The following is a 22,169-nucleotide window of genomic DNA, read 5'->3' on the forward strand; positions in this document are numbered from 1 at the left end:
AGATGTTTAACTATACCGTTGCCGCCAAGCGACCTAAAAAAACGGCGGCTGCCCGCCGTTTCGTGTTTATTCCGCTTCGCCGAGATAGCCGCCGGTCTGCCGCGCCCACAGTTGCGCATAAATGCCGTTTTTTTGCAGCAGTTCGTCGTGGCTGCCCTGTTCGACGATGCGGCCGCCGTCAAGGATGATGAGGCGGTCCATTGCCGCGATGGTGGAAAGGCGGTGCGCGATGGCAATCACCGTTTTCCCTGTCATCAGGCGGTTCAGGCTGGCCTGGATGGCCGCTTCTACTTCGCTATCCAGCGCCGAGGTGGCTTCGTCGAGAATCAGGATGGGCGCGTCTTTGAGCAGGACGCGGGCAATGGCGATACGCTGCCGCTGCCCGCCGGAGAGTTTGACGCCACGTTCGCCGACTTGCGCATCCAGTCCGGTGTTACCGTAGCTGTCGGAGAGGCCGGCGATGAAGTCGCCCGCTTCCGCCTGTTCGATGGCGCGTTGCAGTTCTTCTTCTGTCGCGTCCGGGCGACCGTAGAGGATGTTGTCGCGCACTGAGCGGTGCAGCAGCGAGGTGTCCTGCGTCACCATGGCGATGTGGCGGCGCAGGCTGTCCTGGCTGACAGCGGCGATGTTCTGCCCGTCGATGCGGATTTCGCCGCCGTCCAGGTCGTAGAAGCGCAAGAGGGTGTTGACCAGGGTCGATTTGCCCGCGCCGCTGCGTCCGACCAGGCCGATTTTTTCGCCGGGACGGATGTTGAGCGAGAGGTCGTGCAGGATGTGCGGCTTTTTCATGTCGTCCTGGTGGTAGCCGAAGCTAACGCGGTCGAAGGCGATTTCGCCGCGCGTGACTTCCAGTTCTTCGCAATCCGGGCGGTCTTGTACGGCGATGGGGCGGGTCATCATCGCCATGCCGTCGGTAACGGTGCCGATGTTTTCCGAGAGGCCGCCGATTTCCCACATCACCCAGGTGGACATGCCGTTTAAGCGCAGGGCGAGGCTGCCCGCGACTGCTATCGCGCCGACACTGAGCGCGCCGTGCATCCACAGGGTGATGCCGACCGCGCCAATCAGGAAGAAGAGCGTGTAGTTGAGGGTGAAGAGGCAGATATCCAGCGTCGAGACCATGCGGAACTGACGGTACACGGTGCCGAGAAATTCGCGCATGGCGCCGCGCGCGTAGTCCGCCTCGCGCCGCGTGTGCGCGAAGAGTTTGACGGTGGCGATATTGGTGTAGGCGTCGGTGACGCGGCCGGTCATGGTCGAGCGTGCATCCGCCTGTTCCTCGGCGATGCGTTTCAGGCGCGGCAGGAAGTGGCTGATGAGGGCGATATAGGCGACGACCCACACCAGCATCAGCACCAGCATCGCCCAGTGCTGACTGGCCATCAGCGCGATGATGGAAAAGAAGTAGGCGACAACATAAACCATCACGTCCATGCAGCTGGTAGCGACAGCGCGCACCGCTAGCGCCGTCTGCATCACCTTCGCCGAGACGCGGCCGGAAAACTCGTCCTGATAAAAACTGAGACTCTGCCCCAGCAGATAGTTGTGCATCCGCCAGCGCACCGCCATCGGCATGTTGCCCATAATCATCTGGTTACGCGCGACAGTGCCGACGAGATTGCAGAGCGGCAGCAGCACCAGCACCACGAGTGCCATGCCGGCAAGACGCCAGCCTTCCTCCTGCAACAGCGTGTCGGGCGAGCGCGCGCCGAGCCAGTTGACGATGTCGCCGATAAAGCCGAACAGCAGCACTTCCAGCACGGCCACGCCGATGCCTGCCAGCATGATGATGACGAGCGGCGCATAAAAACCGCGACAGTAATAACGGATAAAGGCAAAGAGCCGCTGCGGCGGTGCCTGCGACCAGTCGGGCGGGAATGGCGACGTGCGTTGCTCGATTTTGGCAAACATGAAAACCTCGGTGGTGAAGAAAGCTGGGGATTATAGCGCGGCGGTTGCGGGGCTCCGGCACGGTACATCCCGCTCGCTCAGGAAATGGCACAAAACGGATTGGCAAAGCACATAAAGAAAAAACGGATGGAAAGGCACGGCAATCTCCTTAGTCTTCATCATCAAAATCTTCATCATCTCTTTCTGGCAAAAACGGGCGGGCAAAGAAATAATACCAGCCGAAGATAAATTTTAGAGAAGTTGTCAGCAAGAGATATCCTACCAATAATTCTCCTACCCTTTTATTCCAGTACCGGATGTCCACAATCCAATTATCAGTTGGTAAAGATGGTATTGATACAAGATTCATGGCGCTCCCTATCAGGAAAAATAGTAAGGGTAGGAACCAAAAGAATGATTTGAAAAAATCGGCAACACTATCGATATAACGCGGATCAATTTTTACGAAACCTAAATAATCCAGAATGCGCGAAAGCCATAGATAAAAACAGACGATAAAGACCGGGTGCATGCAGAGCAATATCACATGAAAAAAGAGCTGACTGTCAGCAAAAGGGGAAGCGAGAAAAGCATGATCATTGGGAAATATCTTGGCAAACACCGTATCCCTGCGGTCAATATAAAAAAGCATCTGCCACCGCTCTTTATCCCATGCCCCGGTATGCGCCCGCATCCAGTCGATAATGCCGTCCACCCAAGCGGGGCGCCATATCAAAATGCCGTCCTGCATCCAGACGCTGATAATGAATAATTGGCACAACAACAAACAGATAATCACCGCCATTGCATACTGCTGCCGCGCCGCAGGCGGTACATAACCATTCAGCGCTATTTCCTGCAAATACGCCTCGCGCTCGTCTTCATCGTCTATTTCCTTTTTGCTATATGCCAGCAAGGCGTCGCGCACCGCATTCATCCTGGTAAAAGGATAACGCGCCAGATAATTCAGCAATGGTGGCACGGCGAAGCTGCCGGCACAGAGTAGTAAGAGGATAAAGAATTGAACAAGCAGATAAGCTTGCGGCGATATTCCGGCGAATTGCAGGGAAAACAGATACTCGGCAAGAGGGATAATGCCGACATAAGCCAGCATCTGATAGCCAAGATAGGTTTCCATGGTACGGCCAGGGCCATATTTCCATGCATAAGTGTTAGGCGGGTTAATCGGTGGACGCTTTACGGGGCGCATAAATCTCTCCTTAAATGATGCGATGGTATGAACGGGCGGCATGGATATTTCGCTGCATCGTTGTCGTCAAGCATAACAAATCGCTATGGCTGCTGCCGCCGGACGGGATGTGAAGCAAATCCCGAAAGTGTCCTCTCAAAAACCAGAATTATCGGCCTTTGGTTTGAATGATTACGTCCGATTATTGGGCAATTCGTTAACAGGAACGGGTTGTCGTGTGTGGTCTATAAAAACCGCCTTCCCTGCCGCTTCATCAAGAAAAAAGCCCGCGTGCTATACTGCTGCGCCGGAAATTCCTGTAAAACCAGCAAAATATGCCCCGCCAAGAGACCCACATCACCCCCATCCCGACCCAATGGATCGGATCGCTTACCATCCGCGGCAACGCCTTGAACGACACCGTCCGCGTCCCGCTCGCCACCTACGAAACCCCGCTTTGGCCCTCTACCGCGCGCGGCGCGAAAGTCGCCGAACACTGCGGCGGCGTGCGCTGTACCCTGATTGACGACCGCATGGCGCGCAGCATCCTGCTCGAAGCGCCCGATGCCGCAACCGCCTATACCGCCCTACAACAAATCCTCGCCACGCGTGACGAACTCGCCGCCGTCGTCGCCGCCACTGGTCGCTTCGCCCGCCTGCTCGACCTGCACCACCAAATCGTCGGTAACCTGCTCTATCTCCGCCTCGAATGCGCGACCGGCGACGCCTCCGGGCACAACATGGTAACCAAAGCCGCCGATGCCGTGCTTTCCCACCTCCTCGCCGCCCATCCCGAACTCGCCTACGGTTCGATCTCCGCCAACTACTGCACTGACAAAAAAGCCAGCGCGGTGAACGGCATTCTTGGCCGTGGCAAAAACATCATCGCCGAAATCACCATCCCGCGCCGCCTCTGCGAGCGGATGCTGCGCACCACGCCAGAAAAAATCTGCGCGCTGAACCTGCGCAAAAACCACATCGGCGGGGCGCTTGCCGGCAGCATCCGTAGCGCGAACGCCCACTTCGCCAATATCCTCCTCGCCTTCTACCTCGCCACCGGTCAGGACGCGGCAAACATCATCGAAGGCTCGCAAGGCATCGTCCACACCGAAACACGCGGCGACGACCTCTATTTCAGCTGCACCCTGCCGAACCTCATCATCGGCAGCGTCGGCAACGGCAAAGGTGGCGGCAATGACGCCGTCGAAGCGCACCTGCATGCCCTCGGCTGCCGCGAAGACCGCCCTGCCGGCGAGAACGCGCGTCGCCTCGCCGCCATCTGCGCTGCCACCGTCCTCTGCGGCGAACTGTCGCTGCTTGCCGCGCAGACCAACCCCGGCGAACTGATGCGCGCCCATCTTGCTCTGGAACGCCGCGCATGAGCACCATAGGCCGTCGCAAACGTGAACACCTTGACGCTCTCGCGCAAGACCCCGCCATCGAGCGTGGCGGCAGCGGCTTTGCCGCCCTGCGCCTGACGCACCGCGCCCTGCCGCAACTCGCGCTCGCCGACATCGACACCCGTTGCCCCTTCCTCGGCAAAACCCTGCGCCTGCCGCTCCTCATCTCCTCCATGACCGGCGGCGACGACCCGGAAATACAGCGCATCAACCACAACCTCGCCGCTGCTGCCGAAACCTGCGGCGTAGCGATGGCCGTCGGCTCGCAGCGCGTCCAGTTCAGCGAAGTGGCGGCAGAAGCCAGCTTCCGTCTGCGCGACGTTGCCCCCGACGCCGTCCTCATCGCCAATCTTGGCGCCGTGCAGCTCAACTACGGCTTTGACAGCAGCCACGCCCGCCGCGCCGTGGAAACACTGGCCGCCGACGGCCTCTACCTGCACCTCAACCCCCTGCAAGAAGCCGTGCAACCCGAAGGCGACACCGACTACCGCGACCTGGCCGCCAAAATCGCCACCATCGTGCGCGAAACGCCCGTGCCCGTGCTGCTCAAGGAAGTCGGGAGCGGCCTCTCGCCTGCCGACATCACCCTTGGCAAACAGGTCGGCGTGCGTTACTACGACCTCGCTGGACGTGGCGGCACCTCATGGAGCCGCATCGAACACCACCGCCGCCGTGACCCTGCCGATACCCTCGGCCTCACCTTCCAGGACTGGGGACTCAGCACCGTCGAAGCACTGCGCCTTAACCGCGCCGCCCATCCTGACGTGACCCTGATAGCCAGCGGCGGCATCAGAAGCGGCATCGACATGGCCAAAGCCATCCTCCTCGGCGCCGAACTTTGCGGCATCGCCGCGCCCTTCCTCGCCGCCGCGCAAGAAAGCACTGCCGCCGTTATCGCCGCCATCCACCGCCTCGAACGTGAATACCGTACCGCGCTTTTCCTCCTCGGCTGCCGCGACAATGCCGCCCTGCGCGACAACCATGCCCTGCTACTAAGCCCGTAACGGCGCAGCTTTGCGTCCTGCCGTTTCACAATGTGAAGAAACCCCCATGCTATAATCCGCGCGCTGCCGCGCTCCGGCGGGCTTTCCCACCAAAATCTCAAAAAAACATCACGCGAGCCATACCCATATGAACATCGGCATCGACCAACTCAGCTTCTACACCCCGCACTACTACCTTGAGCTCGCTACCCTCGCCGCCCAGCATCATATTGACCCGGACAAATACCGCCTCGGCATCGGTCAGGAGCGGATGAGCATCCCCCCGCACGACGAAGACATCATCAGCATGGCCGCAAACGCCGCCGCCCCCATCCTGCGTGACTGCGGCACGGACGGCATCGACACCGTCCTCTTCGCCACCGAAAGCAGTGTGGACCAGGCCAAATCCGCCGCCGTCAGCGTGCACCGCCTGCTCAACCTTCCCGCCAACAGCCGCACCGTCGAACTCAAACAGGCCTGCTACAGCGCCACCGCTGCCCTGCAATTCGCCTGCGCCCTTATCGCCCGCCAGCCTGCGCGCAAAGTCCTCATCCTCGCCTCCGACATCGCCCGATACGACCTGAACGGCCCCGCCGAGCCGACCCAAGGCGCCGCCGCCGTCGCCATGCTCATCAGCGCCGAGCCGCGCCTCGCCACCATCGCCTCGGAAAGCGGCCTGTACAGCGAAGACATCATGGACTTCTGGCGGCCGAACTACCGCAAAACCCCGCTGGTGGACGGCAAATACTCAACGCTCGCCTACCTGAAAGCCCTCGAACACGCCTGGCAGGACTACCGCGCCAAGGGCGGCCTGCCCTACGACGCCCACGTCGCCTATTGCTACCACCTGCCCTTCAACAAAATGGGCATCAAGGCGCACGCCCACCTCGCCCGCATCAACGACACCCGCGCTGAAGACGCCACCCTTGCCCCCGGCCTGATCTATAGCCGCGACACCGGCAACAGCTACACTGCCTCGCTCTACACCAGCCTCGCCGCCCTGCTCGACAACCGCGACGATCTTGCCGGCAAAACCGTCGGCCTCTTCAGCTACGGCTCCGGCTGCACCGGCGAATACCTCGCCGCCACTATCAGCGCCGATTACCAGGCGCACCGCCGCTGCGACGCGCACCGCGCCCTGCTCGCCGCGCGCCGAGAAATCGACTACCCCACCTACCTTGATTACTGGCACGCTCCGGATGGCGCAAGCGATGCGGAAATGCCGCACGACAACCCCGCCCCCTACCGCCTCGCCGCCATCAAAAACCACCGCCGTTACTACGACGGCCCGGCAAGCGTCTGAAACCCGCCAAGCGGGATAAAACGGGGTTTCCCATGTGAACGGTGACCAGATGACCATGAACGACTACGACGACCCCCTCACCCGCGCCCGCGCTCCCGGCAAAATCATCCTCAGCGGCGAACACGCCGTCGTCTATGGCGCGCCCGCCATCGTCTGCGCCATCACGCGCTACACCACCATCGGTTTCGCCCCCATCCACCGCAGCCGCACCATCCGCACCGCCCTCGCCGGCATCTCCGCCGGCAAACACTACCGCACTGCCGCGCTGCACCGTCTCAAAGACGAACTTGACCGCCGCTTCGAGCAATACGACCGGGGCGAGCGCGCCGTGCAAAACATCCTGCGCCGCCCGGATGACCTCGTCATCTACAGCCTCGCCACCCTGCTGCGCCACCTGCCGCTGCCCGGTTTCAGCGCGGGCAGCCGCCTGCCCGTGCCTGGCCGCCTCAGCAGCCACAGCGAACTGCCGCTCGGCGCGGGCATGGGCTCCTCCGCCGCCGCCATCGCCGCCACCCTCGTCCTCTACGAACACCTGCTTGGCCGCCCGATGAGCGACCAGCAGCGCTTCGAGCGTGTCCGCTTCTGCGAACGCCTGCAACACGGTAAAGGCAGCGCCATCGACGCCACCGCCACCGTCTATGGCGGCCTGCACATCCTGCGCGACGGCACACCGACACCGCTTGCCGCCAACCTTGGCAGCGGCTGGTACTGGATACTTTCCGGCATTCCCATCGTCAGCACCGGCGAATGCGTCGCCTATGTGCGCCAGCAGCACGGCAACGATACGGCGCTGTGGCAGCGCTTTGCCGACACGACCATTGCTTTGCAAGACGCGCTCACCGCCAGTGCCGACCCGCGTCCCGCCCTGCGCGAAAACCACCGCCTGCTGCAACACATCGGCACCGTCCCTGCGCCCGCCGCCGCACTCATCGCTGCCATTGAAGCAGCAGGCGGTGCGGCAAAAATCAGCGGCGCGGGCGCGCATCGCGGCACGGGCGGCGGCATCATCCTCGCCTACCACCCCAATCCGCAGGCCATCCCCGCCCTGCTTGCCGCTCAACCGACCCTAACCTGGGACGCACTGCACATTGCCCCGCGCGGCGCGCATATCCTGCCCAATGACGGTACCGTCACCGCGCCCGCCCCGCTGGCAGCGGTTCCGAGCTGAACGGCGGCACGAAAAAAGCGGGCTTGCTGCCCGCTTTTTTGTCTTGCTGTCATGCCCTTATGCCAGCACACCCGTTTCATTGAGGATGAAGAGCAGCGCGAAGCCGAAGAGATAGACCAGGCCAACCAGCGCCAACACGTTCATGGAAGCAGAAAGGCGGTGTTTTTTATCTTGCCGTACCAGCCCGTAATTGAGCCAGGCGAAGACCGGCGCAGCGAGGAAGGCGGTGATCATGGCGAAGCGCAGCAACTCGCCGAGCGCCCCCTGGAACCACAGAATCAGCGCCACAGCAGAGATGGAAACCCAGAGGATCCAGGCAAACAGTTCGCGTGTGCGGAAGAACGGCTTGCCGCGCACCAAGCGCGTCGCTTCGGCAATCGCGCGCGGATAACCGTCGATAACGGTGATCGTCGTGCCATACATGCAGGCGAAAGCGATGAAGGCCACCAGCGGTCGCGACCAGTCGCCAATCGTCACCGCATACATATTGATGAGCTGCCCGACGTATTTGCCGCCCCCCATTTGCACCGCTTCGCCGTTGCCGTATTGCACGAATGCACCGAGAGCGAGGAAAAACAGCGCCAGCACAGCACTGGTGATAAAGCCGACGTTGAAATCAAACATGCCGTCGCGGTAGTTCGCCGGATTGTGGCGTTGCTTGGCGGTGAGCCACAGCGAGTTGATGGCGGAAATCTCGATCGGCGCCGGCATCCAGCCCATCAGGGCGATGATGAAGGGCAGGGCGGCGAGCGTCCACGGCGAGGGTTCGACGAAATCCGCCTTTATCTGCATCCCTTTCGAGGCAGCGATGCCCGCCGCAATGACGGTGGTGATGCTGAGGCTGACGACGATGATCTTCGACAAGGTATCAAGCGCTTTGTAGCGTCCCATGAAAAGGATGAACACGCAGGAAGCGATGAGCAGCACCGACCACATATTGACCGACAGCGGCAGGCTGGGTAGCGCTGTCTTGACGATTACCGCTGTGAGCAGCGCCACGGCGGCTGCGCTGATGGTGGAAGAAAGGAAGCACATCACCAGGAACACCCACAGGTAGGCGCGGCTTTTTTCGGCATAGCCTTCGATCAGGCTTTTGCCGCTATCCAGCGTGTAATGCGCGCTGAAACGGAAAAACGGGTACTTAAAAAGATTGGTCAGGACGATGATCAGCGCCAGCTGCCAGCCGAACCGCGCCCCTGCCTGGGTAGAGGCGACCAGGTGCGAGCCGCCGATGGCGGCGGAGGCCATGAGAATGCCGGGGCCGAGGGCGTGCAGGCGGCTACGCCAGGTAGAAGTAGAAGAAATTTGCAATGCGGGGGAAAGCGTCTGGGTAGTCAAAACAACCTCCTGTGGAAAAAGCGCGCATTGTAGCGGAAGCAACTGCTTTTTCCAGGTTTATTGCCAGAAATTGTCACATTTCTCTCAAAATAGAGAGGAAATGCCCTGTAAAGCGGTAAATAGAAGGAATATTCCCTATATCGCAGAATAGGACCGTTACTTGCCACTACGGCAGCGGAAACATGCTGCACCCCCACGCTTCCACTATACTGCGCCGCGTTTTTCCGGAGGTTTTATGGTTACAGCAACATGCGAGGCGGGGCAATGAGCGCGCCCGCCGCCAGACTGGTACTGCTCGGCGTGCTCGGCAACGCCGTCCTCGTCCTTATCAAGGGCACGGCGGGGATTCTCGGTAATTCTTACGCGCTGATTGCGGACGCTATCGAATCCACCACCGACATCTTTTCTTCACTGCTGCTCTATTTCGGCCTGCGCCTCGCCGGTCGCCCGCCCGATGCCAACCATCCTTACGGCCACGGGCGGGCGGAATCGCTCACCACCTTCATCACCGTTGCCTTCCTCCTCGCTTCGGCAGGCATCATTGCCTACAAAAGCATCGTCCACATCATTACCCCGCATAAAGTGCCCGCGCCCTTTACCCTCGTTGTGCTGCTCGCGGTAGTGGTGGTGAAAGAGGGGCTGTTCCGCCTATTCCGCCGAAAAAGCGACGAAGCGGGCAGCGGCGCCCTGGAAGCAGAGGCCTGGCACCACCGCAGCGATGCGCTGACTTCGCTGGCCGCCTTTTTCGGTATCACGGTGTCGCTTGTTATGGGCAAAGGCTGGGAAAGTGCCGACGACTGGGCGGCACTGGTCGCTGCCGCGATCATCTTTTACAACGCCTGGTGTATCTTCCGCCCGGCGCTGGCCGACATCATGGATGAAGACCGCTTCGGCGACCTGCGGCAGCGCATCATCGCAGCGGCAGAGCAGGAAGAAACGGTGCAGGCGGTGCAGGAATGTTTGGTGCGCAAGATGGGTAGCGCCTTCGTCGTCGATTTGTGCCTGCGGGTGGATGAAACCCTGACCGTCGCCAGCTTGTGCGTGATGAAGGAACGCCTGCGCGCCCGCCTCGCCGCCGCAGAAGCCCGCCTCAGCCGCGTCTTCATCGAATGCAATGGCAGCCACTCCTGCCCGCCGCCCGCGTCCGAAAATCCTGGTCGTGCTGAGGTATAAGCATTTGAAAAAAGACTTTTTCCCGCAGGCAGGCCGCATGGATTTCACGCAGACCCCACTATAAGATGCCCGCTTTACAACGAGGAGAAAACATGACAAACATCATCTGGCGCAGCCACCCTGCGCCGTCGCTATCCGGCACGGTGCGCGTGCCCGGCGACAAATCCATTTCCCACCGCGCTATCATGCTCGGCGCGCTCGCCGATGGCACCACGCATATCAGCGGTTTTCTTGAAGGCGAGGACTGCCTCGCCACCATGCGCGCCTTTCAGGCGATGGGCGTTGCCATTGAGCATCACGGCGAGGGTCGGGTGACGGTGCATGGCGCCGGTCTGCATGGCTTGCGTGCCCCCACCGCCCCGCTGGATGTCGGCAACAGCGGCACCAGTATGCGTCTCATGGCGGGGGTGCTGGCCGGGCAGCCGTTTGCCAGCGAGCTGATTGGCGACGCATCGCTGATGCAGCGGCCGATGCGCCGCGTGACCGAGCCGCTGGCGCTGATGGGCGCGGAGATTGCAACCAGCGAACGTGGCACGGCGCCGCTCGCGATTCACGGCAAACCACTGCACGGCATCCGTTACACGTTGCCGGTCGCCAGCGCGCAGTTGAAGTCTGCGCTGCTGTTCGCGGGGTTATACGCCGAGGGCACGACGTTCATCACGGAAACCGGCATCAGCCGCGACCACAGCGAGCGGATGCTGCGCGGTTTCGGCGTGGAGGTGCAGCAGAACGGCGCGACGCTGGCGATTCGCGGCGGACAGCGTTTGACCGCGCGCGATGTGGTCGTGCCGGGCGATGTGTCGTCAGCGGCATTTTTCCTTGTCGCGGCGCTGATTGCGCCTGAGGGCGAGTTGCTGCTGGAAAACGTCGGCATGAACCCGACCCGCGCGGCGGTCGTCGAGATTCTGCGCGCCATGGGCGGCGACATCACCGTGGCAAACCCGCGTGAAGCGGGCGGCGAACCGGTCGCCGATTTGCGCGTGCGCGCTTCACGTCTGCACGGCATTACCATTGACGAGGCGCTGGTGCCGATTGCCATTGACGAGTTCCCGATTATTTTTATCGCTGCCGCCTGCGCCGAAGGCGAGACGCGGGCCAGCGCGCTGCACGAATTGCGCGTCAAGGAAAGCGACCGTCTTGCAGTCATGACGGCTGGGCTGCGTGCTCTGGGCGTGAATTGCGAAGCGGGTGAAGACACCATGCGTATTCGCGGCAAAGCCGGTACGGCGTTTACGGGCGGTCAGGTGGCAAGCCATGGCGATCACCGCATTGCAATGAGCTTCGCCGTCGCCGCCCTGCGCGCCGCCGCACCGGTTGAGATTTTGGATTGCGCCAACGTTGCCACGTCGTTCCCGACGTTCCGCGCGCTGGCACAAGGGGTTGGCATGCAGATTGAGGAAAGCCATGCGTAAGGTCATCACCGTGGACGGCCCAAGCGGGGTCGGCAAGGGCACGCTGTGCCAGAACCTCGCCCGCGAACTGGGCTGGGCCTATCTTGATAGCGGCGCGCTTTACCGCCTGTTGGCGCTGCGCGCGCTGGCGGCAGGCAAGGCGGATGCGGCAGCGGCAGAGATTGCCGCACTTACTACAGATTTACAGATAGATTTCCGCCTGGATGCGGACGGCTGCACGGTGCTATTAAATGGCGAACCCGTCGGCAACGAATTGCGCAGCGAGCGCTGCGGCAATGCCGCCTCGAAAATCGCCGCTTATCCGGAAGTGCGCGCCGCCCTGCTGGATTATCAGCGCCATTTCGCCGGTGAGGCGCCGCTCGTTGCCGATGGCCGCGATATGGGCACGGTCGTTTTCCCCACCGCACCGCTCAAGTTTTTCCTGACCGCATCCAGCGAAATCCGCGCCGAGCGGCGCCATAAGCAGTTGTTAGCAAAGGGAGAATGTGTTAATGTGCGCGACATCTACGCAGAGATTGTCGAGCGCGACAAGCGCGACCAAACCCGCAGCGTAGCCCCGCTCAAACCAGCTTCGGACGCGGTGATCATCGACACGGGCGAACTGTCGATTCAGGACGTGCACCAGCAAGTTTCCAAGGAAATTGCCGCACGTTTTTCTTTTTCCTAACCCTTTTATCAACCAGAGAACTCTATGGAATCATTTGCTGAGCTTTTTGAAAAAAGCATCGAAACCGCCGAACTCAAACCCGGCTCCATCATCAAGGCCGAAGTCGTACAAATCAACAAAGACTTCGTCGTCCTGAACGCCGGACTTAAATCCGAGGGCTTCATCCCCGCCAGCCAGTTCACCGATGAAAACGGCAACCTCACCGTCGCCGTCGGTGACAGCGTTGAAGTCGCCCTGGAAGCGCTGGAAGACGGTTTCGGCGAAACCAAAATCTCGCACGAAAAAGCCCAACGCATCCGCACCTGGGAAGTGTTGGAACAGAAATTCAACGACAGCGAAACCATCACCGGCATCATCTCCGGCCGCGTCAAAGGCGGCTTCACCGTCGATGTCGAAGGTGTCAAGGCATTCCTGCCTGGTTCTCTGGTCGATGTCCGCCCGGTCAAAGACCCCGCTCTCAGCGAAGGCAAAGAAATCGACTTCAAAATCATCAAACTCGATCAAAAACGCAACAACATCGTTATTTCCCGCCGTGCCGTTCTCGAAAACGAATACAAGGCCGAGCGTGATGAAGTCCTGAAAAACCTGCAAGAAGGTGATGTCGTCAAGGCAGTGGTCAAAAACCTCACCGACTACGGCGCTTTCCTCGATATCGGTGGTGTCGACGGCCTGCTGCACATCACGGATATGGCGTGGAAACGCATCAAATACCCGTCCGAAGTGGTCAACATCGGCGATGAAGTCGAAGTCAAAGTCCTCAAATTCGACCGCGAACGCGCCCGCGTCTCCCTCGGTCTGAAACAGCTCGGCTCCGACCCGTGGGGTGACATCGCCGAACGTTACCCGGTCAACAGCCAAACCCGTGGCAAAGTCACCAACATCGCTGACTACGGTGCCTTCGTGGAAATCGAAGACGGCGTTGAAGGCCTCGTCCACGTCTCCGAAATGGACTGGACCAACAAGAACGTCAACCCGCGCAAATTCGTCGCCGTCGGTCAGGAAGTGGATGTCATGATCCTCGAAATCGACCCGGAACGCCGCCGCATCTCGCTCGGCATGAAACAGTGCCAGCCGAACCCGTGGCAAGAATTTGACCGCAAATTCAACAAGGGTGACCACGTCAAGGGTCAAATCAAATCCATCACCGACTTCGGCGTCTTCATCGGTCTGGAAGGCGGCATCGACGGCCTCATCCACCTCTCCGACCTCTCTTGGGACGAAAACGGCGAAGAAGCCGTACGCCACTACCAAAAAGGTCAAGAAGTCGAAGCCATCATCCTCGCCATTGATGCCGAACGCGAACGCATCTCGCTGGGCGTCAAACAACTCAGCCAGGATACCTTCGCCGCCTTCGCCTCCGCTAACGGCCGTGGCAGCGTCGTCAAGGGTACCGTGAGTGAAGTAGATGAGCGTCAAGCCGTCATCAAGCTGAGCGACGACATCAACGGCATCCTCAAAGCCAGTGAAGCTGCTATCGAACGCGTCGAAGACCTGAGCAAACTGCTCTCCGTCGGCGACGAAATCGAGGCGAAAGTCATCAGCGTTGACCGCAAACACAAAACCCTCAACCTGTCCATCCGCGCCAAAGACGTGGCGGACGAAAAAGCCGTCATCCAGGATTACACCCGTAAAGAAAACCACGGCGGCACCTCGCTCGGCGACATCTTCAAAGAGCTGGGCAATAACGACAACTAAAAACGTCAATCCTTTGCCGCCGCGTCAGCGGCGGCAAACCGTCTTTACATCCCGCAGCTAGCAGGCTGCGGTTTATCCACAACAGCATTCACCAGGCCGCCCCGAGGCGACACCACAAAAAACGCAATGGAGCGAACATGACCAAATCGGAACTGATTGAGCGCCTCTGTATGCGCTATCCGCAACTGCGCAGTCAGGATGTCGAAGAAACCGTCAAACTGATCATCGAAAAAATCTGCCAAAGCCTGGAAAAAGGCGATCGCGTCGAAATCCGTGGTTTCGGCAGCTTTTCCCTGCACTACCGTGAGGCACGCACCGGACGCAACCCCAAAACCGGCGACTCCGTCGAGGTTCCGGCCAAATCCATCCCCTACTTCCGCGCCGGCAAAGAACTGCGCGAACGGGTGGACGAAAATGACGCGTAAACGCACACCACTAAACAAACAACAACAGCGCCGCCTCGCGGCGCTGTTCACATCCTTCCTGCGTGGCAAGAAGACCCTCGACAAACTCATCATTTTGGTTTTGAGCGGTGTCATCATGCTCGCCTTCGCCGCTTGGCCACATAAAGAAGGCCGCAGCAACGACAGCGGCGGTCATGACGTCTTTCACGGACAAAATGGCCAAACCTACCGCTGTGCACTGAAAAAAATCTACGACGGCGACACCGTCACCGCCCGCTGCAACGGGCAAAAAGGCCAACAGGAAATCCGCATCCGCCTTGCCGGTATCGACGCGCCGGAAATGGGGCAAAAACCCTTCGGCGAAGAATCCAAACGCGAACTCGGCAAGCGTCTCGGGCAAAACTTCGATATGCACTATCTTGGGCCCGACTACTACCAGCGCAGCCTTGGCACCCTGTTTGTGTACGGCCGCAACATCAACCTGCAAATGGTCGAAGAGGGCTACGCCTTCGCCTACGATAGCAAAGATACCCCCGCTGCCTATAAGCAGGCGGAGAAAAATGCTCGCGCAGCACGGCGTGGCTTCTGGCACAAAGGCAAAAACCAGCAGCCCATCAACCCGAAAATCTGGCGTCGCCACCACCTCTGAACCATGCGCAAATACCTCGTCTCTCTCCTGCTCGCCTTCAGCCTTGCCGCCTGCACGCCGCCACAAGCGGCAAAAACAGCGGATCTCTGCGCCTATCTGCCACTTAACGGCGAAAAAAACCGCATCCGTGACGATAACACCCGTCAGCATTATGACCGCGCCGCCGATGCCGTGAGCGACATTACCGCGCATGGTGATGACAGCAAACGCAAACACTGCGGGCAAACCTTCCACAGTGTGGCAGACGATACTGCTCTCTACGCCGACGTCAGCACCACGCTTGGCGCCGCCTGGCAGCAGCAGGAAACCCGCTCCATTGGTGGCTTCACCATCGCCCTTTGGCAAAGCCGCAGCAACTTCTGGCCGAGGCAGCACTATGCCCTCATCAGCCCTCCCGTTACGGCGCACGGCGAACCCCGCTTGCTGCGCAGCCTCTACATCACCAACAGCGATAGTGGCTTAAACGGCACCGTTGTCTTCGGTACCATCCTCATTACCCTTGCCATCGTGCCTATCGCCATCGCTGTCCCCTTCTGGCGGAAGCGACGCCGGCAACGACCGCATGCCTCCTGAAGCGTCGGCGCTGCTAGCTGCGACGCTTCGGTATGCCATTGCTTAATCTTATTCCCATCCCGGCTTAATTCCCGGGATTGCTATTACGTCTTCTAAAAAACTCTCGCGCGCCGCTTCAACCGCGCTGAACCCCTGCGCATCATCGGTGACATCGTGCTGATGAGGGTGCTCACCTGCCTGCTGCCACTCCTTCTTACGCTGGAGGACTTCCCGCTCGGCCTCATCCCGCCGATGCTCTGCTATGGTGGGTTGGACGATGCGGCGGTACTGCGGGTCAATGTTGGCAGGCGCCAAGCGGTGTAATTGCAGGCTTCCCAGGTGCAATCCATATCCATCCCCGGTTTGTCCCTTATGCCTTTTTGGCATAAAGCGCGCGCAGGCGGCGTTTTATACTCGCCCGCCCGATTGCAAGAGTATTCATCATGTCGCCTGTTTCCACTTTGCCCCGCCCACGCCGTTTGCAGGTGTTGCCCGGTTTCGGTCTGTCGCTGGGGTTGTCGCTGTTTTTTGTTGCCCTGGTGCTATTGCTGCCGCTCACCGGTCTGGTCATGAATGTGGCGCGGTTGTCGCTGACGGATTATTGGGCGGTGATTTCTGATGCTCAGGTGCTGGCGGCGTTCCGCGTGACGCTATGGGCGGCGGCTTGGGCGTCGCTGGTGAACGCGGTCTGCGGGCTGCTGCTGGCCTGGGTGCTGGTGCGTTATCGTTTTTTCGGGCGGGGGATGGTCGATGCCCTTGTCGATTTGCCGTTTGCCCTGCCCACGGCGGTGGCGGGGATTGCCCTTGCCGCTCTTTTTGCCGCCGATGGCTGGCTGGGACGGCCGCTTGCCGCGCTGGGCGTGCAGGTGGCGTTTCAGCCGTTGGGGATTGTGGTGGCGATGGTGTTTACCAGTATTCCGTTTGTGGTGCGCGCGGTGCAGCCGGTGTTGGAAGCGCTACCGCGTCAGGTGGAGGAAGCAGCAGCGACGCTGGGCGCTCGTCCCTGGCAGGTGTTCTGCCGCGTGATTCTGCCGCTGCTCTCGCCGGCGCTGGTGAGCGGGGTAGTGCTGTCGTTCGCGCGCAGTCTTGGTGAGTTCGGCGCGGTGATTTTTATTGCCGGCAATCAGCCGTTTGTGAGCAAGGTGGTGTCGCTGGTGATTTTTGAGCGTTTGCAGGAGTTTGATATGCCCGCCGCTGCCGCGCTGGCATCGGTGATGCTCGCGCTGTCGTTGCTGCTATTGCTGGTGGTGAATGTGTGGCAGGGCTTTTTCTTGCGCCGTTTCGGGAGGGCGTGATGCGCCGGGTGTTGATTGCTTTGGCGCTGCTGTTCGCGCTGTTGTTTTTGGTACTGCCGCTGGCGATGGTGTTTGCCGGAGCATTTGCCAAGGGTTGGGGAGCGTTTGCTGCCGCGCTCGCTGTGCCGGATACGCGTCATGCGTTGTTTTTGACGCTGCTGGTCACGGCGGTCACGGTGCCGGTGAATGTGGTGTTCGGGCTGGCGTTTGCCTGGCTGGTCACGCGTTTTCGTTTTCGCGGCAGGGCGTTTTTGTTGACGCTGCTTGATATTCCGTTTGCGGTGTCGCCCGTCATTGCCGGTCTGCTGTATTTGTTGTTGTACAGCGAGAATGCCCCGCTCGGCGCGTGGTTCGCCGCGCGCGGCTGGCAGTTGATGTTTGCCGTGCCGGGGATTGTGCTGGTGACGGTGTTTGTGACCTGTCCGTTTGTGGCGCGTGAGCTGGTGCCGTTTATGCAACAGCACGGCGCAGCGGAGGAGGAAGCGGCGGTGGTTTTGGGCGCGAGTCCGTGGCAGTTGTGGCGGCGCATTACGTTGCCGACGATTCTCTGGCCGCTGCTCTATGGCGTGGCGCTGACGAATGCGCGCGCGGTTGGCGAGTTCGGCGCGGTGTCGGTGGTGTCCGGCAATATTCGCGGCGCAACGATGACGCTGCCGCTCAATGTGGAATTGTTGTATCAGGATTATCAGGCGGCAGCTGCATTTGCCAGCGCGATGCTGCTGGTGTGTCTTGCGCTCGCGACGCTGGTGTTGAAAGCTTGGGTTGCCCGGCATGAGGAGCATGTATGAGTATTGAGGTTGTTCAGTTACACAAGCGTTTCGGCGAGTTTCCGGCGCTCTCGCCCACGGATTTGCGCATTGAGACGGGCGAAATGGCGGCGCTCCTGGGCCCGTCTGGTAGCGGCAAGACGACCCTGTTGCGCCTGATCGCCGGGCTGGAATCGGCGGACGGCGGGCGCATCGTCCTGAATGGCCGTGATGTGACCAATGTCCCCGTCCGCGCGCGCCATATCGGCTTTGTCTTCCAGCATTACGCGCTCTTCAAGCACCTGACCGTTGCCGATAATGTCGCTTTTGGGCTTACCGTGCTGCCGCGCGGGCAGCGTCCGGCGAAAAACGTCATCCGGCAGAAGGTCGCGCAACTCCTGGAAATGGTGCAGCTCGCTGCCTTCGGCAACCGTTACCCGGCGCAACTGTCCGGCGGGCAGCAGCAGCGGGTAGCTCTGGCACGGGCACTGGCCACCGCGCCCGAAGTGGTGCTTTTCGACGAACCTTTCGGCGCGCTGGACGTGCAAGTGCGTCAGGATTTGCGTCTGTGGCTGAAAGGTCTGCAACGCGAGCTGGGCTTCACCGGTGTTTTCGTCACCCACGACCGCGAAGAAGCGCTTGATCTTGCTGACCGCATCGTGGTGATGCGTCACGGCGCCATCGCGCAAAACGCCGACCCGCAGCAGCTCTACGCGGCGCCCGCTGATGCGCAAGTTTTCGCTTTCATGAGCGAAACGCAGCGTTTTCCTGCGCACCTCGCCGCACATATCGTGCACAGCGGTCGCGCCTGGGTGAAAGTCGAACAGCCTCTTGCCGACGGCAACGGCGAACTTGCTCTGCGCGTACAGGACATCGAACTCGCCGATCATCCGCCGGGCCATGTGCAACTGCCGCTGGTCATCGACGACATCACCCTGCTTGGCGCGAACTACCGCCTCACGGTTCATAATCTGGGTTGGGGCAATGATGCGCGCTGGCAATTGCCGCTGCCGGCGCAGGTCTTCCGCCGCCAGCCGTTGCGGACGGGACAGCGCGTGTACATCAAGCCGCGCCAGCTTTATTTCCTGCGTGAGAACGGCACGGTGGATGCGCTGCTGCACGAGTGGGACGGCGAAGCACGGCCAGCATAAATCCAGGTTTTATCCCGTCTGCTACCTCCTTCCAGCAAACCCTAAGTGAGGCTGACAATCAACGCTTTTTCTAAATAGTTGAGGCAATAGTGCTATAATCGCGCGGCTTTCAACCCACAAACCAGGAGATAAAACTCATGACAATCAAAGTCGCCATCAACGGATTTGGACGTATCGGCCGCCTCGCTCTGCGCCAAATGGACAAAGCGAAAAATATCGAAGTCGTCGCCGTCAACGACCTCACTCCGGCCGACATGCTGCTGCACCTCTTCAAATATGACACCTCGCAAGGTCGCTTCCACGGCACCGCCGAACTCAAAGGTGACAACCTCGTCGTCAACGGTAAAGAAATCAAAGTCTTCTCCAACGCCAACCCGGAAGAATTGCCGTGGGGTCAATTGGGTGTGGACGTCGTCCTCGAATGCACCGGCTTCTTCACCAGCAAAGACAAAGCCGAGAAACACATCAAGGCAGGCGCGAAAAAAGTTGTCATCTCCGCACCGGGCGGTAACGACATCAAAACCATCGTTTACAACGTCAACCACCAAATCCTTGACGGCACTGAAACCGTTATCTCCGGCGCATCCTGCACCACCAACTGCTTGGCGCCGATGGCCAAAGTCCTGCAAGACAAATTCGGTATCGTCGAAGGCCTGATGACCACCATCCACGCCTACACCGGCGACCAGATGACTCTCGACGCTCCGCACCGCAAAGGCGACAAACGCCGCGCCCGTGCTGCTGCTGCCAACATCGTGCCGAACAGCACCGGTGCCGCGAAAGCTATCGGTCTCGTTATCCCCGAACTGCAAGGCAAACTTGATGGTGCCGCACAACGCGTCCCTGTCACCACCGGTTCACTGACCGAACTCGTTACCGTGCTGGAGAAAAAAGTCAGCGCTGAAGAAATCAATGCTGCGATGAAAGCGGCTGCCAACGAATCCTTCGGTTACACCGAAGAAGAACTGGTCTCTTCTGACATCATCGGTATCGACTTCGGTTCGCTCTTTGACGGCACACAAACCAAAGTCATGACCGTCGGCGACAAGCAACTGGTGAAAACCGTCGCGTGGTATGACAACGAAATGAGCTACACCAACCAGCTCATCCGTACCTTGGCCTACTTCGCCAGCCTCATCAAGTAATCACGACTTGCATGAAAAACCGCCCTTCGGGGCGGTTTTTTATTGCTGCTTCATTCAGGCAGGGATTTTGGCGGCTAGGTAAGGGCGCCTTCCTGTATCAGCCGCGCTGGAGGCGCAGCCAGTTTTGGTATTGCGTTTCGTAGGCTTCGATATTTTTGCGGTAGCGGGCAAGCGAGCGTTCTTCCAGCGGGCGGCGCTTGTGATCGCTGAGACAGCCGTCGCAGTGCTCTGCCATTTCGTGGGCGAGAGCACTGAAGGTTTCCCAGTCTTTGACGGGCTCCTGGCTGACCGGCAGTTGCAGCACCAGCATGAGGCCTTCGTAGTTGTGTTCCCCGTTATCCAGGTTTTGCGGGAAGATACCAGGACGGCGCACGTCCAGCATGGTGCAGAAGATTTCGCGTCCGCCGGCGCCGATGAGTTCATAGGTCTGGTTGGGCGAGTATTGCAGGCCGAAGGCTTGCACGAGACGGGCGATGGTTTTGCCGCTGAACGGGCGATTGTTCGGCGCCATGATGGTGAGCGGGACGATTAGTTCCGGCGCTTTGCTGCGTGGCTTGGGCGGAGTGCTGTTTTTGCTGCCGCCGAAGATACCAGGGTTGAGGCGGCTGGTTTTGCGGTTATGTTCAGCAGGCGGGGCATCAAGGGTCGAACCCCGGTATTTGGGATGGCCGTCCTGCATGTCGCGTTCTCGGTCGCGCTGGCGTTTGATCATGAGGGCGGTGCCGGCAATGGCGACGAGAATGATGATGGCGGCGGTGATGCGCAGTAACAATACGGATGGGTTGGTCATGGTTCCTAGGCTCCGAGTATGTCTTCAAGACGGTACATAAGGTAGTCGTCTATGGCGTGGCCTTCGTTTTCACTGAGTGCGAAGTGGCGCACGCTGCGATGTCGGCGGTGCACTTCTTTTTTGTCCCCGCAGACGAGATAGTGCCAGTCGGGCAGGCTTTTGCCTTCATGGCGCAGGCGGTAGGCGCAGCTGGGCGGCAACCAGGAGTAGTCCTGGCGCGGCAGCTCGCGCAGGCTGAGGCAGTCCGGCACTTGGGTGTGGCGGCAAGGGTAATTGCGGCAGCGTCCGCTGTGGATGTCCAGTAGTTTGCAAGCAACACGGGAGAAGTACACTTCTCCCGTATCAATATCTTCCATTTTGTTCAGGCAGCACAGTCCGCATCCGTCGCAGAGGGCTTCCCATTGGTTATCGGTCAGGCGCTCAAGGGGTTGTCGCCACCACTGGTCATCGTGTTGGTGCAATTCAGGGGGTTTCCGGCATATGCAGTCCCTGCATATAGCGGGCGACGGCTTCGATTTGTTTGGGGGTGAGTTTTTCCGCCACGTCACGCATCATGCCATTCGGGTCGTTACCGCGCACAACGAGGCTGCTCGGGTCGGTCTCGCTTGCCTGCTGGTCAATGAGAGCCGAGGTTTTGAAGGCGTCCAGCTGGGTGCGGGTATATTTGGCATGCTGCCCGGAGACGCGTGGGAAAGCGGCCGGTTCGATACCGGCGCCGGCGGGGCCATGGCAGGCCAGGCAAGCGGGGATATTTTTGTCGAGGTCGCCGCCGCGATAGAGTGCTTCACCAAGCGCCAGCAGTTCTTCAGGATTTTCCCCGGCGCCTTCGGTCGCGGCGGGTGGTGGGGTTTGCGCAGCATAGTAGGCGGCGACGTTGGCGATGTCTTCGTCAGAGAGTAAGACGGCTTGCGGCTGCATGATAAGGCTCGGACGCTCGCCACTCTTGAAATCACGCAATTGTTTTTCCAGGTATTTTTGCCCTTGTCCCGCCAGTATTGGCCATTCGGGGTTGCTGCTCACGCCACCAGGACCGTGGCAGGCAGCACATACGGCCGCTTTTTCTTCGCCCACTTTGATATCGGCGGCTTGTGCCCAGCCGGCAACGGCGATGGTCAGGATTGTCACTATGCCTTTTTTCATGACTTGCTCCGCAAGATTTTTCTTTTGTTGTTTGTCAAAGGCCTGATATAGAATTTCAGGCGGTTTTTCTGCATTTTAC

The 22,169-nt window shown here is 60.0% G+C and carries 22 protein-coding genes; 15 read left to right on the forward strand and 7 right to left on the reverse strand.

What is annotated here, in order from left to right; all coding sequences use genetic code 11:
• Positions 1 to 66: 66 nt before the first annotated feature.
• Positions 67 to 1,911, reverse strand: coding sequence for an ABC transporter ATP-binding protein (locus LG374_RS06985; RefSeq protein WP_225757015.1), 1,845 nt, complete (start codon positions 1,909 to 1,911; stop codon positions 67 to 69).
• A gap of 148 nt (positions 1,912 to 2,059) precedes the next feature.
• The gene (locus LG374_RS06990) at positions 2,060 to 3,100 is read right to left on the reverse strand and encodes a hypothetical protein (protein ID WP_225757016.1); all 1,041 of its coding nucleotides are present in this window, start codon (positions 3,098 to 3,100) and stop codon (positions 2,060 to 2,062) included.
• 314 nt (positions 3,101 to 3,414) lie between these two features.
• On the opposite strand from LG374_RS06990, the gene LG374_RS06995 reads away from it, so the two are divergent.
• The 4 genes from LG374_RS06995 (at position 3,415) to LG374_RS07010 (ending at position 7,933) form a co-directional block, all read left to right on the forward strand.
• The gene (locus LG374_RS06995; RefSeq protein ID WP_225757017.1) at positions 3,415 to 4,461 is read left to right on the forward strand and encodes a hydroxymethylglutaryl-CoA reductase; all 1,047 of its coding nucleotides are present in this window, start codon (positions 3,415 to 3,417) and stop codon (positions 4,459 to 4,461) included.
• Complete coding sequence (gene fni / locus LG374_RS07000; protein ID WP_225757018.1) at positions 4,458 to 5,483, forward strand: type 2 isopentenyl-diphosphate Delta-isomerase; 1,026 nt, start codon at positions 4,458 to 4,460, stop codon at positions 5,481 to 5,483. The genes LG374_RS06995 and fni overlap by 4 nt, the downstream gene beginning before the upstream one ends.
• A 127-nt stretch (positions 5,484 to 5,610) precedes the next feature.
• Entirely contained in the window at positions 5,611 to 6,765 is a 1,155-nt protein-coding gene (locus tag LG374_RS07005; RefSeq protein WP_225757019.1) for a hydroxymethylglutaryl-CoA synthase, read from the forward strand.
• A 55-nt stretch (positions 6,766 to 6,820) separates the two neighbouring features.
• Entirely contained in the window at positions 6,821 to 7,933 is a 1,113-nt protein-coding gene (locus tag LG374_RS07010) for a mevalonate kinase (RefSeq protein WP_225757020.1), read from the forward strand.
• 57 nt (positions 7,934 to 7,990) lie between these two features.
• Here the strand turns inward: LG374_RS07010 and LG374_RS07015 are convergent, their stop codons facing one another.
• A complete protein-coding gene (locus tag LG374_RS07015) occupies positions 7,991 to 9,181 on the reverse strand; it encodes an NRAMP family divalent metal transporter (protein WP_370639333.1) in 1,191 nt (396 codons plus the stop codon).
• Between the two features lie 354 nt (positions 9,182 to 9,535).
• Between LG374_RS07015 and LG374_RS07020 the strand changes: the two genes are divergently transcribed.
• The 7 genes from LG374_RS07020 (at position 9,536) to LG374_RS07050 (ending at position 15,844) form a co-directional block, all read left to right on the forward strand.
• The gene (locus tag LG374_RS07020; RefSeq protein WP_225757022.1) at positions 9,536 to 10,444 is read left to right on the forward strand and encodes a cation diffusion facilitator family transporter; all 909 of its coding nucleotides are present in this window, start codon (positions 9,536 to 9,538) and stop codon (positions 10,442 to 10,444) included.
• Positions 10,445 to 10,536: 92 nt separating this feature from the next.
• On the forward strand, positions 10,537 to 11,856 hold the full coding sequence (gene aroA / locus LG374_RS07025) for a 3-phosphoshikimate 1-carboxyvinyltransferase (RefSeq protein ID WP_225757023.1): 1,320 nt from the start codon (positions 10,537 to 10,539) through the stop codon (positions 11,854 to 11,856).
• Positions 11,849 to 12,523: a (d)CMP kinase gene (gene cmk / locus LG374_RS07030; RefSeq protein WP_225757024.1), complete on the forward strand. Its 675-nt coding sequence runs from the start codon at positions 11,849 to 11,851 to the stop codon at positions 12,521 to 12,523. The genes aroA and cmk overlap by 8 nt, the downstream gene beginning before the upstream one ends.
• A gap of 24 nt (positions 12,524 to 12,547) precedes the next feature.
• Entirely contained in the window at positions 12,548 to 14,218 is a 1,671-nt protein-coding gene (rpsA, locus tag LG374_RS07035) for a 30S ribosomal protein S1 (RefSeq protein ID WP_115612539.1), read from the forward strand.
• Between the two features lie 86 nt (positions 14,219 to 14,304).
• Positions 14,305 to 14,643: an integration host factor subunit beta gene (locus LG374_RS07040; RefSeq protein WP_225758008.1), complete on the forward strand. Its 339-nt coding sequence runs from the start codon at positions 14,305 to 14,307 to the stop codon at positions 14,641 to 14,643.
• Positions 14,633 to 15,271, forward strand: a complete 639-nt coding sequence (locus LG374_RS07045; RefSeq protein WP_225757025.1) for a thermonuclease family protein — start codon at positions 14,633 to 14,635, stop codon at positions 15,269 to 15,271. The genes LG374_RS07040 and LG374_RS07045 overlap by 11 nt, the downstream gene beginning before the upstream one ends.
• A gap of 3 nt (positions 15,272 to 15,274) precedes the next feature.
• Positions 15,275 to 15,844, forward strand: coding sequence for a hypothetical protein (locus LG374_RS07050; protein WP_225757026.1), 570 nt, complete (start codon positions 15,275 to 15,277; stop codon positions 15,842 to 15,844).
• Positions 15,845 to 15,892: 48 nt separating this feature from the next.
• On the opposite strand, the gene LG374_RS07055 is transcribed toward LG374_RS07050, so the two are convergent.
• Entirely contained in the window at positions 15,893 to 16,168 is a 276-nt protein-coding gene (locus LG374_RS07055; RefSeq protein WP_225757027.1) for a hypothetical protein, read from the reverse strand.
• Between the two features lie 98 nt (positions 16,169 to 16,266).
• Between LG374_RS07055 and cysT the strand changes: the two genes are divergently transcribed.
• The 4 genes from cysT to gap all read left to right on the forward strand — a co-directional run bounded on the left by cysT (position 16,267) and on the right by gap (position 20,160).
• Entirely contained in the window at positions 16,267 to 17,118 is an 852-nt protein-coding gene (gene cysT, locus LG374_RS07060; RefSeq protein ID WP_225757028.1) for a sulfate ABC transporter permease subunit CysT, read from the forward strand.
• On the forward strand, positions 17,118 to 17,906 hold the full coding sequence (cysW, locus tag LG374_RS07065) for a sulfate ABC transporter permease subunit CysW (protein WP_225757029.1): 789 nt from the start codon (positions 17,118 to 17,120) through the stop codon (positions 17,904 to 17,906). The genes cysT and cysW overlap by 1 nt, the downstream gene beginning before the upstream one ends.
• Positions 17,903 to 19,015 carry a sulfate/molybdate ABC transporter ATP-binding protein gene (locus LG374_RS07070; RefSeq protein WP_225757030.1) on the forward strand — a complete coding sequence of 371 codons (1,113 nt, stop codon included), beginning with the start codon at positions 17,903 to 17,905 and terminating at the stop codon, positions 19,013 to 19,015. Before cysW ends, LG374_RS07070 begins: the two co-directional genes overlap by 4 nt.
• A gap of 137 nt (positions 19,016 to 19,152) precedes the next feature.
• Entirely contained in the window at positions 19,153 to 20,160 is a 1,008-nt protein-coding gene (gene gap, locus LG374_RS07075) for a type I glyceraldehyde-3-phosphate dehydrogenase (protein ID WP_225757031.1), read from the forward strand.
• 97 nt (positions 20,161 to 20,257) lie between these two features.
• Here gap and LG374_RS07080 read toward each other — a convergent pair whose 3' ends face one another.
• Genes LG374_RS07080 through LG374_RS07090 form a run of 3 tightly spaced genes read right to left on the reverse strand, consistent with a single transcriptional unit; the run spans position 20,258 to position 22,090 of the window.
• Complete coding sequence (locus LG374_RS07080) at positions 20,258 to 20,950, reverse strand: cell division protein ZipA C-terminal FtsZ-binding domain-containing protein (protein ID WP_225757032.1); 693 nt, start codon at positions 20,948 to 20,950, stop codon at positions 20,258 to 20,260.
• A gap of 5 nt (positions 20,951 to 20,955) precedes the next feature.
• Entirely contained in the window at positions 20,956 to 21,411 is a 456-nt protein-coding gene (locus LG374_RS07085; RefSeq protein ID WP_225757033.1) for a YcgN family cysteine cluster protein, read from the reverse strand.
• Between the two features lies 1 nt (position 21,412).
• Positions 21,413 to 22,090 carry a cytochrome c gene (locus LG374_RS07090; RefSeq protein WP_225757034.1) on the reverse strand — a complete coding sequence of 226 codons (678 nt, stop codon included), beginning with the start codon at positions 22,088 to 22,090 and terminating at the stop codon, positions 21,413 to 21,415.
• Positions 22,091 to 22,169 lie beyond the last annotated feature (79 nt).

The sequence above is a fragment of the Cardiobacterium sp. Marseille-Q4385 genome, assembly GCF_916618745.1.
Taxonomy (GTDB): Bacteria; Pseudomonadota; Gammaproteobacteria; order Cardiobacteriales; family Cardiobacteriaceae; genus Cardiobacterium.

Coding starts and splice junctions, on each gene's coding strand:
- LG374_RS06985 (WP_225757015.1), bottom strand. CDS start 1,911: ATGTTTGCCAAAATCGAGCAACGCACGTCGCCATTCCCGCCCGACTGG.
- LG374_RS06990 (WP_225757016.1), bottom strand. CDS start 3,100: ATGCGCCCCGTAAAGCGTCCACCGATTAACCCGCCTAACACTTATGCA.
- LG374_RS06995 (WP_225757017.1), top strand. CDS start 3,415: ATGCCCCGCCAAGAGACCCACATCACCCCCATCCCGACCCAATGGATC.
- fni (WP_225757018.1), top strand. CDS start 4,458: ATGAGCACCATAGGCCGTCGCAAACGTGAACACCTTGACGCTCTCGCG.
- LG374_RS07005 (WP_225757019.1), top strand. CDS start 5,611: ATGAACATCGGCATCGACCAACTCAGCTTCTACACCCCGCACTACTAC.
- LG374_RS07010 (WP_225757020.1), top strand. CDS start 6,821: ATGAACGACTACGACGACCCCCTCACCCGCGCCCGCGCTCCCGGCAAA.
- LG374_RS07015 (WP_370639333.1), bottom strand. CDS start 9,181: ATGGCCTCCGCCGCCATCGGCGGCTCGCACCTGGTCGCCTCTACCCAG.
- LG374_RS07020 (WP_225757022.1), top strand. CDS start 9,536: ATGAGCGCGCCCGCCGCCAGACTGGTACTGCTCGGCGTGCTCGGCAAC.
- aroA (WP_225757023.1), top strand. CDS start 10,537: ATGACAAACATCATCTGGCGCAGCCACCCTGCGCCGTCGCTATCCGGC.
- cmk (WP_225757024.1), top strand. CDS start 11,849: ATGCGTAAGGTCATCACCGTGGACGGCCCAAGCGGGGTCGGCAAGGGC.
- rpsA (WP_115612539.1), top strand. CDS start 12,548: ATGGAATCATTTGCTGAGCTTTTTGAAAAAAGCATCGAAACCGCCGAA.
- LG374_RS07045 (WP_225757025.1), top strand. CDS start 14,633: ATGACGCGTAAACGCACACCACTAAACAAACAACAACAGCGCCGCCTC.
- LG374_RS07050 (WP_225757026.1), top strand. CDS start 15,275: ATGCGCAAATACCTCGTCTCTCTCCTGCTCGCCTTCAGCCTTGCCGCC.
- cysT (WP_225757028.1), top strand. CDS start 16,267: ATGTCGCCTGTTTCCACTTTGCCCCGCCCACGCCGTTTGCAGGTGTTG.
- cysW (WP_225757029.1), top strand. CDS start 17,118: ATGCGCCGGGTGTTGATTGCTTTGGCGCTGCTGTTCGCGCTGTTGTTT.
- LG374_RS07070 (WP_225757030.1), top strand. CDS start 17,903: ATGAGTATTGAGGTTGTTCAGTTACACAAGCGTTTCGGCGAGTTTCCG.
- gap (WP_225757031.1), top strand. CDS start 19,153: ATGACAATCAAAGTCGCCATCAACGGATTTGGACGTATCGGCCGCCTC.
- LG374_RS07080 (WP_225757032.1), bottom strand. CDS start 20,950: ATGACCAACCCATCCGTATTGTTACTGCGCATCACCGCCGCCATCATC.
- LG374_RS07090 (WP_225757034.1), bottom strand. CDS start 22,090: ATGAAAAAAGGCATAGTGACAATCCTGACCATCGCCGTTGCCGGCTGG.